Here is a 15,614-nt window from a genome sequence, read left to right on the forward strand (position 1 = left end):
AGGGCTAGAATCCCGTTCGGTCATGGCGCCTCGGCGTCTGACGCATGGTGGGTATAGCTCAGCTGGTAGAGCGCCGCCTTGTGGTGGCGGATGTCGCGGGTTCAAGTCCCGTTACTCACCCCAAGGGACTCCCGGATCCGCAGGTCGGATCCGGGAGTCTTTCTTTTCCGGGGCACCCGCGCCTCGGCTAGCGTGACCAGCATGGACTCCGCGCACGGCCCCGTCGGTCAACCCAGCCTGTCCACCTATGACGTCGTCATCGTCGGTGGTGGTCACAACGGCCTCACCGCGGCCGCCTACCTGGCCCGGTCGGGATTGTCGACGCTGGTGCTGGAACGGCTCGACGTCACCGGTGGCGCAGCGGTCTCCAAGCAGGCATTCGAGGGGTACGACGCCCGGGTGTCGCGGTTCTCCTACCTGGTCTCGCTGATGCCCGAGCAGATCGCCACGGACCTGGGCCTGGACCTCGAGCTCCGCTCCCGTTCCACCGCGAGCTTCACCCCCTATGCGCGCGACGGCCAGGCCCTCGGCCTGCTCGTCGAGCGCCCCGAGGGCGGCGCCACTCGCTCCTCGTTCGAGACCCTGACCGGGTCCGCTGAGGAGTACGAGACGTGGCAGACCTTCTATGCCGACGTCGAGAAGATGGCGGGCGTCATCGCACCGACCCTCCTCGACCCGTTGCTCCCCGAGTCCGAGATCGCCGCGCAGATCGATCCCACCACCTGGCGCCAGGTGGTCAAGGACCCGCTCGGCGCCGCGATCGAGAGTCGGTTCGGCGACGACCTGGTCCGGGGCGTGGTCGGCACGGACGCCCTGATCGGCACCTTCGCCGATCTGAACGACCCCAGCCTGATCCAGAACCGTTGCTTCCTCTATCACCTGATCGGCAACGGGACCGGCGAGTGGCGGGTTCCCGTCGGCGGCATGGGGGCACTCACCGATGCGCTGCGCAGGTCCGCGACCGAGGCCGGCGCCGAGGTGATCACCGGTGCCGGCGTCAGCGGCATCTCCAGCGACGGCTCGCACGCCGAGGTCACCTGGCACGACGGGTCGACGTACCACTCGGTGGCCGCGGGCCACGTCCTGTCCAACGTGGCGCCGTGGGTGCTGCGGATCCTCCTGGGCGAGGACGCCGAACCAGGGATCAAGCCGAGCGGCTCGCAGCTCAAGATCAACCTGCTCCTGGACCGTCTGCCGAAGCTGAAGTCCGGGGTGGACCCCGAGGTCGCCTTCGCCGGCACGCTGCACCTCTCGGAGGGCTACGAGCAACTGCGCAGGGCGTACGCCGAGGCCGCTGCCGGGCAGGTGCCCACCGAGATGCCGGGCGAGGTCTATTGTCACTCGCTCAGCGACCGCTCGATCCTCGGCTCGTTCCCGGGCCACACGCTGACCTACTTCGGGCTGCACACTCCGGAGGCACTCTTCGAGACCCCCGGGAACAAGGAGCTGGCCGTCGAGCGGGCCCTGGCCTCCCTGCAGCAGCACCTGGCCGAACCGCTCGAGGACTGCCTGGCCCGGGACCGCGCGGGCAACCCGTGCATCGAGGCCAAGGTCCCCCAGGACATCGAGGCGGAGCTCGCCATGCCCGGAGGCCACATCTTCCACGGCGATCTGGAGTGGCCATGGGCGAGCAACCGAGCCCTGCTCGACACTCCCGCGCAGCAGTGGGGCGTGGCCACGCACATCCCCAACGTGCTGCTGTGCGGCTCCGGAGCCCGCCGCGGTGGTGCGGTCTCCGGCCTCGGCGGCCACAACGCAGCACGGGCGGTCCTGGCGGTCCGCTGACCTCAGGCCTGGCGGGACATCACGGCTAGGGCAGCTCGCCGCTGAGGCGGCGGTGCCGCTCGGCACTGGACTCGTTGAGCCCGGTGATCTCCACCGTCTTGCCTTTGCGTTCATACTTCGTGGTGATGGCGTCCAGCGAGGCGACCGTGGACGCGTCCCAGATGTGGGAACCACGCAGGTCGATGACGACCCGGTCGGGGTCGTGGGCATAGTCGAACTGGGTGTAGAGGTCGTTGCTCGAGGCGAAGAACAGCTCTCCGGTGACCCGATAGACCGCAGTGGCGCCGTGCTCGTCCTCGACGATCTCGCGGTGGGTCTGGGTCAGGTGCGCCACCCGCCGCGCGAACAGGGTCATCGCGACCAGGACCCCGACAGCGACGCCGATGGCGAGGTTGTGCGTGGTCACGGTCACCACGACGGTGGAGAGCATCACGAGGGTCTCCGACCTGGGCATCCGTCGCAGCGTGCTCGACCGGATCGAGTGCCAGTCGAAGGTGCCGACCGAGACCATGATCATCACCGCAACCAGGGCTGCCATCGGGATGATCGCGACGACGTCGCCGAACCCGACGACCAGGATCAGCAGGAAGACACCGGCCAGGAACGTGGACAGGCGGGTGCGGGCACCCGAGACCTTCACGTTGATCATCGTCTGGCCGATCATCGCGCAACCGCCCATGCCGCCGAAGAAGCCGGTGATCAGGTTGGCGCCGCCCTGGCCCCAGGCCTCGCGGGTCTTGTCCGAGTGCGTGTCGGTGATGTCGTCGACGAGCTTGGCCGTCAGCAGCGACTCCAGGAGGCCGACCAGGGCCATCGCGAGGGCAAAGGGAGCAATGATCTGCAGCGTCTCCAGGTTCCACGGCACATCGGGGAAGAACCAGGTGGGAAGGCTGTCGGGCAGCTCGCCCTCGTCCCCGACATCGGGTACGTCGAGTGCGGCCAGGACCGTGAAGGCGGTGAGTGCCACGATCGCGACCAGCGGGGCGGGGACGACCCTGCTGACCCGCGGGAGCCCGACGATGAGCGCGAGCCCGACCGCGATCATCGGATAGACGGCCCACGGTACGTCGACCATGTGGTCGATCTGGGCCTCGAATACGAGGATCGCCAACGCGTTGACGAAGCCGACCATGACCGAGCGCGGGATGAACCGCATCAGCTTGGCCACGCCGGCCAACGCCAGCACGACCTGGATCACTCCACCGAGGAGCACAGTGGCAATCAGGTAGTCATAGCCGTGCTCGCGCATCACCGGCGCGATCACCAGCGCCACGGCACCGGTGGCGGCCGAGATCATTGCCGGGCGCCCGCCGAGGAACGAGATCGCCACGGCCATCGTGAACGAGGCGAACAGGCCGATGCGCGGATCGACACCGGCGATGATCGAGAACGAGATCGCCTCGGGGATCAGCGCGAGCGCCACGACCAGGCCACCGAGCACCTCGATGCGCAGCAGCCTCGGAGAGCGTAGGGCGGCGCGCACCGTGGGCTCCGACTCGCGGGACGACGTTGCGCTCAAGGGATCGGACTCCGTTCGTGGCAGGCGCTCGGGCAGCCACCGGCGCGCGGACTGGGCCGGCACACTCGACGACGGCCGAAATGCACCAGAGGCCGGCCCCGATCGGGACCGACCTCCGGTGGTCTGTACGGCATCAGGGACTCGAACCCCGAACCCGCTGATTAAGAGTCAGCTGCTCTGCCAATTGAGCTAATGCCGCTTGAAGCGAGAGCAACATTAGCAGTCAGTGGCCGAACGCAAAAATCGGGGCGACCACGGGTGTTCATCCGCCCTTCACGACCCGCTTCGTCACCTGCTGGGCAGCGATCTCTCGAGCCGTGAACGGGAACCTGACCCACTGCTCATTGGCGAACATCCGGGTCTGGTCCTGCGACCACTTCGACCGCGGGTTCTCCGACTGCGAGTAGGTCAGGATCGTCCTGGCGTCCACGCCGGTCGCGGTGAACGTGACGGCCTGGATGTGCGAAGAGCCATAGGTCACCGGCCGGTAGGCGTCGCTGTTCTGCTCCGGCGTCACCGAGCTCAGCGCGTTGGCGTTGCCGGCCGCATGCGACCCGCCACCGATGCCGATCGGTGAGGCACCACGGTCGGCGGCGACCTGGAGCGAGCCCCAGGTCGCGTCCATCGGCGTGCCGGACTTCTGCAGCGCCTCGATCGCCTGCGTCATGGCTCGCACGACCTTGGCGTTCTTCGGGTCGAGCCCACGCGGCGTGTTCAGCGCGTCGTCGGCGGAGAAGGGGACCTTCCAGATCCCGGTGGCGGGCAACCGCTCGACGAACTCCTCGAAGATGTGGGTGCCCACGGAGCCCTTGTCGCTGCGTCCGTCCCAGGCCCTCAGGACCCGGCACGCCTCTCCCCCGCCGGCAGCCTGGCAGGTGGCGTCCAGGGCACCATCGGCGCGCGTCACCTCGGCCGTACGGGCGCGGTTCTCGTACTGGAACGCCGCGAACTTGGTGAACGAGAGCTTGCGGCCACCGGCGAGAGCCTCCTGCGGATAGGCGTTGACCATCTGGGTCCGGAAGCTGCGCACGCACCGCTCGCAGCCGATGATCTTGGAGAACCCCTCGAGGCGCTGCTGGGGGTTGGGCAGCCAGTAGGAGTCGTTGGCGTTGATCACCCAGTCCCGCCGATAGGCGTCGGGGAGGTTCTCGGGCCCCATCGCCCCGGGACGGACCCCCGGCGTGTTCGCCCAGGCGCACTGCTTGCCGGCCAGGGCACCGTTCAACCCCGGCAGGCCCGCCACCAGGAGCAGCAGGCTGCCGACCGGGGTGACGCAGCGGTTGATCATCGCGTTGGACACGTTCGGGACGACCGAGTGGTCGGCATAGACCACCGCGCCCTTGCGGTCGGCGGCGATCGTGTTCACCCACGGCATCCCGCCCTGCTTGTCCTGGCGCCGGATCAGGTCGCGCACGCTCGTGGCGCTGCCCATGTCCAAGAAGGTGTCGAGGGTCCGCAGCTGTTCGGCGTTGGCGTCACGGATCGCCCACAGGGTGGCCGCGCCCCAAGGCATCAACATGTCGGGGGCGTCGATGACATAGCCCTCCGTGGTGCGGAAGAGGTCTTCGCGCACCGTCGTGATCGAGCCGTCCGGCGCTCGCACCTTGACGTCCACGACCCGGCGCTCGAGCGGCTTGAGCCCCTTGCTGCCGAGATACATCTGGGTGCCCGGGATGGTGACATATTCGTATGGCGTGAACCGGTAGGCCGTCGAGACCGTGTGGCTCCATGCCACGTTCTTGTTGAAGCCGATGTTCACCGCGGGCGATCCCACCAGCGATGCACCCGCGACGTCGTACTCGCCGGGGATGGTCAGGTGCTGCTGGGTGAACCGGAAGCGGCCACGCCACGGGAAGTGCGGGTTGCCCAGCAGCATGCCGCGCCCGGTGCTGGACTTGTCGCCCCCGACGGCCGTGGCGTTGGAGCCGAAGGTGTGGGCCGGATCCTTGCCCAGCGCCGCGAGCACGGCGTCCTGGTCCACCCCACGGGCGGCCGCGGCGAGATCGGCCGGGGTCGGCAGCTTGGGCAGTCCCGGGACCTCCGGCAGGCCGGGATCGAGGATCGACGCCGGAGCGGCCGAGACGATCTGGTGGGTGAAGTGGCCGGTGGAGGCCATGATGTTGGCCAGGTAGAGGCCGTACCAGAGGTCGACCGGCGAGGCCTTGATGTCGAGGTACCGGGCGCCTCTGCACTCCGGGTCCGTGACCCCGTTGCGGCCACGCTCGGCGATCCAGGTGTTCAGGCCCGCGGTGTAGCCCTCGACCATCCGCTTCATCCGGGCACTGGGACCGCGCACCGGGTCGGTCAGGAGCTTCTCGACGACCTTGCGGTTGCGCATGTCGCCGACCAGCGTGTCGACCTCGAGGTTGCTGGCCGAGATCGCGACCTGGTCGTCGTAGTCGCCCGCGCCGAACCACAGCGAGCGCTCACCGCGCCCGGTGACCAAGGTGTCGGCGAGCGTGCAGATCGACGCCGAGGCGGCGGCGTACCCGCTTCCGAAGCCCAGCGATCCCCAGTCCTTGGCGACGATGTGCGGGATGCCGTGCTCGGTGGTGGTGATCGTGGCGGTGTACGCCGGACCGGCGGCCTCGGCGCCCGACGGTGGGAGGGTGCCCAGCAGGGGCACGACCAGGGCGATGGCCACGCCCGTGAACAGGGTCCTGCGCGAACCCGGGCGAACCTGCCAACGACGAATCTGCATGCTGCAACAACGACGGCCTGGCGGCCGACGTTATGCAGGTCACAGATAGAGGCCGGCGCCCTCGTCGGCGAGCCGGTCCGCGGCGACGGCGTGGACGTCGCGCTCCCGCATCACCACATAGACCTCGCCGTTGACCTCGACCTCGGCCTTCTCGTCCGGGTCGAACAGGACCCGGTCGCCCTTCTCGACCGCACGCGCGTGCGGTCCGACACCGACGACCCTCGACCAGGCCAGCCTGCGGCCGCCCATGGCAGCCGTTGCCGGGATGACGATGCCGCCGGCCGAGCGGCGTTCCCCGGACTCCTGGTCGAGCTCGACCAGGATCCGGTCGTGAAGCATCTTGATGGGGGTCTTGTCACTCACCGTCAGCGAGCGACCTTGCGCACGACCACGAACAGTGCGACCACACCGACCACACCGCCGACGACCTTCAGGATGTTGTCGGTGCGCGGCGCACCGGTCTGCGGGTCGACGAAGTGCGCCTTCACCGACGCGACCTCACGGCTGACGATGGTCTTGGGGCTCGCCCGGTGGACGAGCTGGTCGATCGTCTGAGCGAGGCGCTCGCGCGTCTCCTCGAGCTCGAGCTCGATCGCACTGATCTCCTTGGCCACGGTCAAACTCCTGGTTCGGCGGGGTGGGTCATTGCGGAAGGTTACCAATGGTGCGGGGATCGAATCCGAACGGCAGCTCCAGCCGGTTGGCGCGCATCAGCGCGTCGTCGGTCAGGACGTCGTACGTCGCCCCGTCGGCGACCACGACTCCCCCGTGCAGGATGACACTGCGCGAACACAGCTCCAGCGCATAGGGCAGGTCGTGGGTGACCATCAGCAAGGTCACCTCGAGCGAGCGCAGGATGTCGGCGAGCTCGCGGCGCGACGCGGGGTCGAGGTTGGAGGACGGCTCGTCGAGGACGAGGATCTCCGGCTCCATCACCAGGACCGTCGCCACCGCGACCCTGCGACGCTGACCGAAGGACAGATGGTGCGGTGGCCGGTCGACGAAGTCGGCCATGCCGACCCGGTCGAGGGCCTCCATCACCCGGCGGTCGAGCTCGGCGCCCTTGATCCCCAGGTTCGAGGGACCGAAGGCGACGTCCTGGCGGACGGTCGGCATGAAGAGCTGGTCATCGGGATCCTGGAAGACGATGCCGACCCGGCGACGGATCTCCTGCAGGTTCCGCTTCTCGACCGCCATTCCGCTGACCTGCACCGAACCGGCGCCTGCCGTGAGGATCCCGTTGAGGTGGAGGACCAGGGTGGTCTTGCCCGCACCGTTCGGTCCCAGCAGGGCAACGCGTTCACCCCGATGCACGTGCAGGTCGACACCGAAGAGGGCCTGGTGGCCGTCGGGATAGGCATGGGCCAGGCCACGCACGTCGAGGACAGGCGTGCTCACAGCTCCGGCATCCGTCCGGTGTAGCCACGCGAGAGCATCGCCAGGTGCATCCGCTCGCCGCGCTCGTAGGACCGGATGAACAAGGCGCCGAGGGTGCGGGCCAGGGTCGGCCAGTGCCGCGGCGACTTCGGGTCGCAGCCTCGTGAGCGCATGCCGACGACCATACGGCTCAGCTCGCCGGTGATGACGTCGAGGTAGCGGATCATGAAACCCATGATCGAGACCAGTTGCTCGGGCATGTGCAGTCGTCGCAGACCGCGCAGCAGGTCGACCGGGTCCGTGGTGGCGGCCAGGCTGAGCGAGGCCATCACGCCGAGGGTGGCCTTGACCAGGAAGGTGGCGCCTGCGACCAGGCCGGGCTGGGAGACGCTGACGCCCAGCACGTCGATGCGCTCACCGGTGGCGATGAACGGCATCAGCACGGCGAAGAGGACGAACGGCACTTCGATCAGCATCCGGCTCAGCATCCACAGCGGACGGATCCGGGCGGTGGCGATCACGCCCAGGACCACGGCGAGCCACACGACGTACAGCGGCCACCACTGGTGTGGCGTCGCCACGACGACGAGCATGAACCCGACCAGCACCAGCACCTTCAGGTGCGCGGGGACGCGGTGCACCGGCGTCGAGTGGTGGTGTGCGTCAGGCCCGTTGCCCAGCAGCCGGCCGTCGTGTCCGGCCGCCATGCTCAGGCCCTGCTGTCGGCGGAGCGTACGTCGTCGCCCGGGGCGTCTGCGTCGGCCTCGGCGTCAGCGTCCTCATCGTTGCCTCTGCGGCGCAGCACCAAGAAGAGGCCACCGGCCAGGGCGAGGACGACCAGGCACCCGATCACTCCGGCCAGCCCGCCGCTGAGCCGTTCGTTGTCGACTCCCTCGACGCCGTAGTCGGCGAGCGGGCTGTCCGCGGTCGCGGAGTCCTCGCCGGAGTCGAGGAAGCCGGTCTTCTCGGCGACGTGTTCGAGGCCGTCGGGGTGGGAGCTGGCATAGAAGCTGGCGACGCCGGCCAGCAGCAGGGACACCACGAGGAGGGTGACTAGGACGGAGCGGGACTTCATGCGGTGCTCGCCTTCCGGATCTCGAGGCTGCGCTCGGCCGTGACTCGTTTGGCACCGTGGACCAGGTCCGGTCGGGCCGCGGCAACCGCAGCCACCACGAGTCCGGTGATCACGGCCTCACCGATGCCGATGACCAGGTGCCAGGCGAGCATCGCGCCGAGCACCTTGTCGGTCTCCACCGGGGCGGTCCCACCGATGGCGAACAGGATGGTGAACGCGAGGGCTGCGGCCGGAACGCTGACCAGCGCGCCGATCGCGGCAGCCGGGGCGATGCTGGAGACCCGCTTGGGCAGCACTGCCCGGACGCCGGCGAAGACCAGCCACCCGGCGACGACACCGACCAGCGCCATCAGCGTGATGTTGGTGCCGAGCGCGGTGATGCCACCGTCGGCCATCAACAGGGCCTGCACGAGCAGCACGACGCTGATGCACAGTACAGCGGTGTAGGGCCCGGCCAGGACCGCGGCGAGCACGCCTCCGAGCAGGTGGCCGCTGGTGCCGCCGGCGACCGGGAAGTTGATCATCTGCCCAGCGAAGACGAAGGTGGCGACGAGTCCTGCCAGCGGGGCGGTACGGTCATCGAGTTCCCGACGCGCACCGCGCAGGGCCACCGCGACGCCGGCAACGGCTATCACTCCGGTGGCCACCGAGGTGGGTGCGTCGAGGAAGCCATCTGGAACGTGCATGCTGAGCACATTACGTCATTGCAAATCGTTTGCAACAAGGAGATCCCATGACCGAGCGCCTCTCCCCCGGAGACACCGCCCCCGACTTCACCCTGACCTCCGACACGGGCGAGCAGGTGTCCCTCGCCGACTATCGCGGTCGCAAGGTCATCGTCTACTTCTACCCGTCGGCGATGACCCCTGGCTGCACCAAGCAGGCCTGCGACTTCACCGAGTCCCTCGACTCGCTGAAGGTGGCCGGCTATGACGTCATCGGCATCTCGCCGGACAAGCCCGAGAAGCTCGCCAAGTTCCGCCAGCGCGACTCGCTGACCATCACGCTCCTCTCGGACCCCGAGAAGTCCGTGCTCACGTCGTACGCCGCATTCGGCGAGAAGAAGCTCTACGGCAAGGTCGTCGAGGGAGTCATCCGTAGCACCTTCGCGATCGACGAGGAGGGCGTGATCACCCTCGCCCTCTACAACGTGCGTGCCACCGGCCACGTCGCCAAGCTGCACAAGGACCTGCACCTGGCCTGAGGTTCACCGGGAGAGGGTTTCACTGGGCGCCGGGACGGGCAGATGCCTGTCAGCGCCTGCCTGCGCGCCAACTAGGATGTCGCAGTGCGCCGGAGTGGTGGAATTGGCAGACACGCAGGTTTTAGGTACCTGTGCTCTAGGGCGTGGGGGTTCAAGTCCCCCCTCCGGCACCAGAACCAAAACAGGAGTGAATCGTGAGTTATCAGCAGCCCCAGCCCAGCAAGACGAACACCGGCCTGATTGCCGCTCTCGTCGCCCTGGTCCTCGTCATCGCCGGGGTGGGCATCGCCCTGGTGGTCACCTTGTCGGGCAACGACAACGACGACAAGGGCTCTGACGACAACACGAGCAGTGAACCGTCGAGCGACTCGACGCCCTCGCCCAGCGAGTCCCCCTCGACCCCGAGTCCCACCCCGGACGGTCCGGCCGTGACCGGGCAGGACTATTCCTATGCACTTCCCGACGGCTGGTCCGACGTCTCCGACGACCCGAAGGCCGCCGCCGCGCCCACCATCGACACCGTCTCGGCATGGGGTGAGTCCCTCACCGGCTCCCGCGCCAACGTGATCGTGGAGGCCGGGTCGGCGATGGGGGCCACCGATCCCGAGCAGGCTCGCGAGAAGTGGAAGGCGACCATGGAGGCAGCGGTCAGCTCCAAGGGCGTCGAGATCCCCGACATCACGATCGCCGGGAAGAAGGCGATCGGCTATAAGTTCGAGACCACGAACGCCGGCGGAGTGGAGATCGTGCAATACGCCTACTACGCGATCAACGGTTCGATCGCCCACAGCATCGCCCTCTCGGCGCCTGAGAACGACGCCGACGCGGCGCGCTCAGCCTTCGACAAGATGCTCGCCTCCTGGACCTGGACCCAGTGAGCTCGAACCAGCCCCCTCCCGGTGGCGGATGGGGACATCCTCCCCAAGGCGGTCAGCCGGGTCAGCCGGCGTGGGGCTCCTCGAGCCAGCCGGGCCAGGGTCAACCCGGCCCGGGCCAGCCCGCGTGGGGACAGCCAACTCCTGGACAGTCATCGTGGGGTCAGCCAGCTTGGGGCCAACCCGGACAGCAGCCGCCGTACCCCGGTCCCTCTGGTCCCGGTGGCCCCGGTGGTCCCGCCCCGCGCGGGACCTCGAAGGTCGGCCTGGTCGTCGCCATCGTGGCCCTCGTGCTCGTCGTCGTCGCGGTGATGGTCGCCCTGGTGGTGACCCTGACCGGCGACGACAGCGACGACTCCGCCCGCGACCCCGGGCAGGACTCCAGCCAGACGCCGACCGACCCAGACAGTGCGCCGGACGGTGCGTCAGACAACGCCTCCGACGGCGCGAGCCCGTCGCCCGCGCCGGAGTCGTCTGCACCCTCGGACGGGCCGACCTCGACCAGCGCAGACGGCCGAATGACCGGCACCCTCTACAGCTATCAGATCCCGTCGGGTTGGAACGACATCACCAAGGACATGGCCGACCAGCCCACGGTCGACACCGTCTCCGGCGATGGTGAGGGCCTCTACTCGTCCCAGGAGAGCCTGATCGTCGAGCTGGGCTCGACCTTCGGCAAGCCCAATGCCCAAGCGCTGAAGGACACCTGGAAGAAGACGCTTACCGGCGGCAACTCCACGGTCAAGGTCGTGGACACCAAGGACGCGACCATCGACGGCAAGCCCGCGGTCACCGTCCGACTCGAGCACGAGAAGGTCGGTGACATGCAGACGGTCCAGTACGGCTGGCTGCTGATCGTGGACGGGAAGGCGGTCAGCATCGTGCTGACCACCACCGATCCGGACAAGTCCCAATCGATGCAGACCGGCCAGGACATCCTGAAGTCCTGGACGTGGAACTGACAGATCTGCGAAGTTCGCCCGGCAGCGTCCGGATTGCCCTAGTGTCTGGCAATGGACTCCGCGCTGACCACGATCGGCCTGCCCATCGCCCTCGGCATCATCATGCTCGGGCTGGGACTGGACCTCACCCTGGCCGACTTCCGACGGGTCGCCCGTCACCCGCGGGCCGTCGCGGTGGCGCTGGGCTGCCAGATCCTGCTCCTGCCCGCGCTCTGCTTCGGCCTGGTCGTGCTGCTCGACCTGCCGGCCCTGCTCGGCATCGGCATGCTGCTGCTCGCGGCCTCCCCCGGCGGCACCACGGCGAACCTGTTCAGCCATCTCTTCAAGGGCGACGTCGCGCTCAACATCACCCTGACCGCGCTCAACTCCGTGATCGCAGTGATCACCCTTCCGGTGATCACCGGCCTGGCGATCAACTACTACGACCGCGGTGACTCGGTCTCGATGCCGCTGATCGAGGTGGTGAAGGTCTTCGCCCTGATCCTCGTCCCGGTCGGGATCGGGATGCTGATCAAGGCCCGGCTCCCGGAGTTCGCAGCGTCCATGGACAGGCCTGTGCGGATCGGCTCGGCCGTGATCCTCGCAATCCTGATCGTCGGCATCCTGGCCGACCAGGCCGAGAACGTCGGTGACTACCTGGCCAAGGTCGGGCTGGCCGCCGGCCTCTTCTGTGCCCTGAGCCTGCTGATCGGGTACGCCGTACCTCGCGCGTTCGGGATCGTCGAAGGTCAGGCGATCGCCTCGTCGATGGAGATCGGCGTGCACAACGCCACCCTCGCCATCTTCGTTGCCGTCGAGGTGCTCGACGAGGTCGAGATCTCGATCCCTGCGGCGGTCTACAGCCTGTTCATGTTCGCTTTCGCCACCCTGTGGGGGATGTTCATCAGCCGCCGCGTGGGCACCCGCAAGGACCCGGTCAGGGCCTGAGCCGATCAGGCCTGGAGCACCCGTGCCATCACCGGCGCGAGCTCGCGCATGGCCCTGCCCCGGTGCGAGATGGCGTCCTTCTCCTCGCGCGACAGCTCTGCCGTGGTGACGTCGTACCCCTCGGCGACGAAGAGCACGTCATAGCCGAAGCCACCCTCGCCGCGCACCTCGCGGATGATTCGGCCGTCCATCCGGCCCTCGACCACGTGCTCGCTCAGTGCCCCGTCGGCGCCCGGGACGCAGAACGCCACCGCACAGGTGAAGTGCGCTCCGCGACGCTCGTCGGGTACGTCGTACAGCTGCGCCAGCAGGAGCTCGTTGTTGCGCTGATCGCTCTTCGGGGGACCCGACCAACGCGCCGAGAGCACACCCGGCATGCCGTTGAGGGCATCCACGCAGAGCCCGGAGTCATCCGCGACCGCAGGCAGGCCGGTGGCAGCCACTGCCGCGCGAGCCTTCAGCAGGGCGTTCCCGGCGAAGTCGGGCTGGTCCTCCACCGGCTCGTCATAGGTGTCGACGTCGTCGAGGCCGAGCACTCTGATCCCCGCAACGAGCGGGGACAGGATGCGCTCCATCTCGGCGAGCTTCTTGGCGTTGCGCGAGGCGAGGAAGACCTGCCGCTGACTGGCCTCAGCCATTCGCAAGGGCCTCGGCCTGCAACCGGGTCAGGTCCGCGCATCCCTTCTCGCCGAGGCCGAGGAGTGCGTCGAGCTCGGCGCGATCGAACGGCGCCCCCTCGGCGGTGCCCTGGACCTCGATGAACGAGCCGGTGCCGGTCATCACGATGTTCATGTCGGTCTCGGCGCGCACGTCCTCCTCATAGGGCAGGTCGAGACGTGGGACGCCGTCGATGATGCCGACGCTGACCGCCGCGACCGAACCGGTCAGGGCGGCCTGGACACCGAGGTGGGCGCAGGCGTCAGCCAGTGCCACATAGGCGCCGGTGATCGCGGCCGTGCGGGTGCCGCCGTCTGCCTGGAGCACGTCGCAGTCCAGCTGGATGGTGTTCTCGCCGAGGGCCTCATAATCGATGACCGCGCGCAGTGAGCGGCCGATCAACCGGGAGATCTCGTGGGTGCGTCCACCGATCCGTCCCTTGACGGACTCGCGGTCGGAGCGGGTGTTCGTCGAGGCCGGGAGCATGGCATATTCCGCGGTCACCCAACCGAGGCCGGAACCCTTGCGCCAGCGCGGCACCCCGGTGGAGGCCGAGGCGGCACAGAGCACACGGGTGCGACCGAACTCGACCAGCACCGACCCGGCGGGGTGGTCCAGCCATTTCCGGGTGATCTTGATCGGGCGGAGCTCGTCGTCGGCGCGGCCGTCGGCACGTGTAGTCATGCCGCGGACACTACCGACCGCGTTGAGGTCGCAACCACCGGGCGTGGCTGCGGACGCGCGACGGCCGGTCCCCTCTGGTGGCGGACCGGCCATCGCCTCGTCGCTGTGACCCTCAGGTCACTTGATCTCCATACGGGTCACCCGGAACCAGCCGAGAGCCATCGGAAGTGCGATCCAGAGCAGGGCCCCGACACCGATCTGGGCCCAGTCCTTGCCGCTGACGCCGTTGGGATCGAAGAGCATGCTGGATGAGGTGCTGAGATCGAACCACAGGAGCGCGTCCCTGGCGGAGGTCCAGATCGCCGTCACGATGCTCACGACGGTCGGCACGGCGAAGTAGGCAACGATCGCGAAGGCACTGTTCAGCAGCGCCACACCGAAGGCATAGCCCCACAGCCCACCGATGACCAGGGCCAGGATGACGCGAGCCATGTAGGGAAGCGTGACGTCCTGCCACGGGTCGTCGGCGCCGGCGATCGGGGTCAGCACCGCTGCCACGGCCACTGCGATCGCGAAGGCGGCCAGCACGAACAGGACCGCGGCGAGCAGCTTGGCGCCCAGCACCTTGCTCCGGTGCGGGACCTGGGCGAAGGTGACCAGGCCGGTGCGCTGTCCCCATTCCTGGGTGACCAGGAGGACGGCCAGCACCGGCAGCAGGATCCCCTGCGGCATCGCGGAGAACTGCAGGAACGCCAGGAACGGCAGGTCATCGCGGTCCCCGAAGATCAGGAACAGCGTGTTGATCAGGACGGTGATCACGCCGATGGCGATCAGCAGCCACAGCCCGGCTCGGGTGTCGGTCATCTTGCGGATCTCGACGCCGATCAGCGTCATCATCGACGGGCGTCGGCTCTGCGAGATGTCGATGTGGCCGGGCTCCAGCTCTGGTGTGGCAGTCGTCGCCGTGCTCATGCCTGGGCTCCTTCGGGGTAGGTCTCACGCTGGGTGTCCGCGGTCAGCTCGAGGAACAGATCCTCGAGGCCACCGTCGGCCAGCTTCAGCTCGACAAGGGTGATCTGGTGCTCGGCGGCGATCTTGCCGACCTGGACGCTCTCCGCCTCGACGCGGAATCCGTCGGCGACCGGGGTCGGGTCGAAGCCCGCGGCCTGCAAGGCCTCCACCAGCCGATCGGCCTCGAGGGCCCGGACGAAGGTGCCGCTGTCCTGCAGCAGCTCCTGGGGCGTGCCCTGTGCGACGATCCGGCCGCGGCCGATCATCACCAGCTCATCGGCGATCATCTGCACCTCGTGGAGCAGGTGGCTGGAGAGCAGCACGGTGCCGCCGCGGTCGGCGTACCCCTTGAGCAGGCCACGCATCCACCGGATCCCGGCCGGGTCGAGCCCGTTGGCGGGCTCGTCCAGGATCAGCACCTGCGGGTCGCCCATCAGGGCGTTGGCGATGCCGAGTCGCTGTCGCATGCCGAGGCTGTAGTTCTTGACCCGACGCTTTGACTCGACCTCGGTCAGGGACACGAGGGAGAGCATCTCGTCGACTCGCGTCGACGGCAGGCCCATCGTTGCGGCGCTCAACGCGAGCACCTCGCGACCCGTCCGGCCAGCGTGCTGGGCCGAGGCGTCCAGCAGGACGCCCACGTGTCGCGCGGGGTTGGGGATGTCCATGTAGTCGTGGCCGCCAATGGTCACGGAGCCGCGGTCCGCCTTGGTGAGCCCCACCATGATCCGCATGCTGGTGCTCTTGCCGGCACCGTTGGGACCGAGGAAGCCGGTGACGCGGCCGGGTTGGGCCACGAAGCTGATGTCGTCGACGGCGGTGAAGCCGCCGTACTTCTTGGTGAGATTCTCGACCTTGATCATGGCACCCAGCCTGTCGCAGATCGATGCCAAGGGC

The 15,614-nt window shown here is 68.4% G+C and carries 17 protein-coding genes and 3 tRNA genes; 7 read left to right on the plus strand and 13 right to left on the minus strand.

Features of this window, described 5'->3' with window-relative positions; all coding sequences use genetic code 11:
• Window positions 1-47: 47 nt before the first annotated feature.
• Together BJ980_RS06305 and BJ980_RS06310 are read left to right on the plus strand one after the other, a co-directional pair.
• Window positions 48-123, plus strand: a tRNA-His gene (locus BJ980_RS06305).
• 78 nt (window positions 124-201) lie between these two features.
• Window positions 202-1,785, plus strand: a complete 1,584-nt coding sequence (locus tag BJ980_RS06310) for a phytoene desaturase family protein (RefSeq protein ID WP_179501505.1) — start codon at window positions 202-204, stop codon at window positions 1,783-1,785.
• A gap of 25 nt (window positions 1,786-1,810) precedes the next feature.
• On the opposite strand, the gene BJ980_RS06315 is transcribed toward BJ980_RS06310, so the two are convergent.
• The 9 genes from BJ980_RS06315 to BJ980_RS06355 all read right to left on the minus strand — a co-directional run bounded on the left by BJ980_RS06315 (window position 1,811) and on the right by BJ980_RS06355 (window position 9,143).
• Entirely contained in the window at window positions 1,811-3,304 is a 1,494-nt protein-coding gene (locus BJ980_RS06315) for a SulP family inorganic anion transporter (protein ID WP_179501506.1), read from the minus strand.
• Between the two features lie 126 nt (window positions 3,305-3,430).
• A tRNA-Lys gene (locus BJ980_RS06320) sits at window positions 3,431-3,503 on the minus strand.
• A gap of 63 nt (window positions 3,504-3,566) precedes the next feature.
• Window positions 3,567-6,005 (minus strand): penicillin acylase family protein, encoded by a 2,439-nt coding sequence (locus BJ980_RS06325; RefSeq protein ID WP_179501507.1) that lies wholly within the window; start codon window positions 6,003-6,005, stop codon window positions 3,567-3,569.
• Between the two features lie 39 nt (window positions 6,006-6,044).
• Window positions 6,045-6,344 (minus strand): GroES family chaperonin, encoded by a 300-nt coding sequence (locus tag BJ980_RS06330; protein ID WP_179503785.1) that lies wholly within the window; start codon window positions 6,342-6,344, stop codon window positions 6,045-6,047.
• Between the two features lie 26 nt (window positions 6,345-6,370).
• Window positions 6,371-6,619 carry a DUF3618 domain-containing protein gene (locus tag BJ980_RS06335; protein ID WP_343047715.1) on the minus strand — a complete coding sequence of 83 codons (249 nt, stop codon included), beginning with the start codon at window positions 6,617-6,619 and terminating at the stop codon, window positions 6,371-6,373.
• A gap of 28 nt (window positions 6,620-6,647) precedes the next feature.
• Entirely contained in the window at window positions 6,648-7,403 is a 756-nt protein-coding gene (locus BJ980_RS06340; protein WP_179501509.1) for an ATP-binding cassette domain-containing protein, read from the minus strand.
• On the minus strand, window positions 7,400-8,089 hold the full coding sequence (gene cbiQ, locus BJ980_RS06345) for a cobalt ECF transporter T component CbiQ (RefSeq protein ID WP_179501510.1): 690 nt from the start codon (window positions 8,087-8,089) through the stop codon (window positions 7,400-7,402). Before cbiQ ends, BJ980_RS06340 begins: the two co-directional genes overlap by 4 nt.
• A gap of 2 nt (window positions 8,090-8,091) precedes the next feature.
• Complete coding sequence (locus BJ980_RS06350; RefSeq protein WP_179501511.1) at window positions 8,092-8,457, minus strand: PDGLE domain-containing protein; 366 nt, start codon at window positions 8,455-8,457, stop codon at window positions 8,092-8,094.
• A complete protein-coding gene (locus BJ980_RS06355) occupies window positions 8,454-9,143 on the minus strand; it encodes an energy-coupling factor ABC transporter permease (RefSeq protein WP_179501512.1) in 690 nt (229 codons plus the stop codon). Before BJ980_RS06355 ends, BJ980_RS06350 begins: the two co-directional genes overlap by 4 nt.
• A gap of 47 nt (window positions 9,144-9,190) precedes the next feature.
• On the opposite strand from BJ980_RS06355, the gene bcp reads away from it, so the two are divergent.
• The 5 genes from bcp (at window position 9,191) to BJ980_RS06380 (ending at window position 12,425) form a co-directional block, all read left to right on the plus strand.
• Window positions 9,191-9,661 carry a thioredoxin-dependent thiol peroxidase gene (bcp, locus tag BJ980_RS06360; protein ID WP_179501513.1) on the plus strand — a complete coding sequence of 157 codons (471 nt, stop codon included), beginning with the start codon at window positions 9,191-9,193 and terminating at the stop codon, window positions 9,659-9,661.
• Between the two features lie 88 nt (window positions 9,662-9,749).
• Window positions 9,750-9,834 (plus strand) — tRNA-Leu (locus tag BJ980_RS06365).
• A 21-nt stretch (window positions 9,835-9,855) separates the two neighbouring features.
• Complete coding sequence (locus BJ980_RS06370; RefSeq protein WP_179501514.1) at window positions 9,856-10,539, plus strand: hypothetical protein; 684 nt, start codon at window positions 9,856-9,858, stop codon at window positions 10,537-10,539.
• A gap of 287 nt (window positions 10,540-10,826) precedes the next feature.
• Entirely contained in the window at window positions 10,827-11,498 is a 672-nt protein-coding gene (locus tag BJ980_RS06375; protein ID WP_179501515.1) for a hypothetical protein, read from the plus strand.
• A 51-nt stretch (window positions 11,499-11,549) separates the two neighbouring features.
• Window positions 11,550-12,425: a bile acid:sodium symporter family protein gene (locus BJ980_RS06380; RefSeq protein ID WP_179501516.1), complete on the plus strand. Its 876-nt coding sequence runs from the start codon at window positions 11,550-11,552 to the stop codon at window positions 12,423-12,425.
• 5 nt (window positions 12,426-12,430) lie between these two features.
• Here the strand turns inward: BJ980_RS06380 and rdgB are convergent, their stop codons facing one another.
• The 4 genes from rdgB to BJ980_RS06400 all read right to left on the minus strand — a co-directional run bounded on the left by rdgB (window position 12,431) and on the right by BJ980_RS06400 (window position 15,580).
• Window positions 12,431-13,063 carry an RdgB/HAM1 family non-canonical purine NTP pyrophosphatase gene (gene rdgB / locus BJ980_RS06385; RefSeq protein WP_179501517.1) on the minus strand — a complete coding sequence of 211 codons (633 nt, stop codon included), beginning with the start codon at window positions 13,061-13,063 and terminating at the stop codon, window positions 12,431-12,433.
• Complete coding sequence (gene rph / locus BJ980_RS06390) at window positions 13,056-13,766, minus strand: ribonuclease PH (RefSeq protein ID WP_179501518.1); 711 nt, start codon at window positions 13,764-13,766, stop codon at window positions 13,056-13,058. Before rph ends, rdgB begins: the two co-directional genes overlap by 8 nt.
• A 117-nt stretch (window positions 13,767-13,883) precedes the next feature.
• A complete protein-coding gene (locus BJ980_RS06395; RefSeq protein WP_179501519.1) occupies window positions 13,884-14,678 on the minus strand; it encodes an ABC transporter permease in 795 nt (264 codons plus the stop codon).
• Window positions 14,675-15,580, minus strand: coding sequence for an ABC transporter ATP-binding protein (locus BJ980_RS06400; protein WP_179501520.1), 906 nt, complete (start codon window positions 15,578-15,580; stop codon window positions 14,675-14,677). Before BJ980_RS06400 ends, BJ980_RS06395 begins: the two co-directional genes overlap by 4 nt.
• Window positions 15,581-15,614 lie beyond the last annotated feature (34 nt).

Origin of the sequence: Nocardioides daedukensis, from assembly GCF_013408415.1 — a bacterium.
In the GTDB taxonomy this organism is placed as follows: Bacteria; Actinomycetota; Actinomycetes; order Propionibacteriales; family Nocardioidaceae; genus Nocardioides; species Nocardioides daedukensis.

Coding starts and splice junctions, on each gene's coding strand:
- BJ980_RS06355 (WP_179501512.1), bottom strand. CDS start 9,143: ATGCACGTTCCAGATGGCTTCCTCGACGCACCCACCTCGGTGGCCACC.
- cbiQ (WP_179501510.1), bottom strand. CDS start 8,089: ATGGCGGCCGGACACGACGGCCGGCTGCTGGGCAACGGGCCTGACGCA.
- bcp (WP_179501513.1), top strand. CDS start 9,191: ATGACCGAGCGCCTCTCCCCCGGAGACACCGCCCCCGACTTCACCCTG.
- BJ980_RS06400 (WP_179501520.1), bottom strand. CDS start 15,580: ATGATCAAGGTCGAGAATCTCACCAAGAAGTACGGCGGCTTCACCGCC.
- BJ980_RS06325 (WP_179501507.1), bottom strand. CDS start 6,005: ATGCAGATTCGTCGTTGGCAGGTTCGCCCGGGTTCGCGCAGGACCCTG.
- BJ980_RS06350 (WP_179501511.1), bottom strand. CDS start 8,457: ATGAAGTCCCGCTCCGTCCTAGTCACCCTCCTCGTGGTGTCCCTGCTG.
- BJ980_RS06330 (WP_179503785.1), bottom strand. CDS start 6,344: ATGCTTCACGACCGGATCCTGGTCGAGCTCGACCAGGAGTCCGGGGAA.
- BJ980_RS06380 (WP_179501516.1), top strand. CDS start 11,550: ATGGACTCCGCGCTGACCACGATCGGCCTGCCCATCGCCCTCGGCATC.
- BJ980_RS06310 (WP_179501505.1), top strand. CDS start 202: ATGGACTCCGCGCACGGCCCCGTCGGTCAACCCAGCCTGTCCACCTAT.
- BJ980_RS06395 (WP_179501519.1), bottom strand. CDS start 14,678: ATGAGCACGGCGACGACTGCCACACCAGAGCTGGAGCCCGGCCACATC.
- rdgB (WP_179501517.1), bottom strand. CDS start 13,063: ATGGCTGAGGCCAGTCAGCGGCAGGTCTTCCTCGCCTCGCGCAACGCC.
- rph (WP_179501518.1), bottom strand. CDS start 13,766: ATGACTACACGTGCCGACGGCCGCGCCGACGACGAGCTCCGCCCGATC.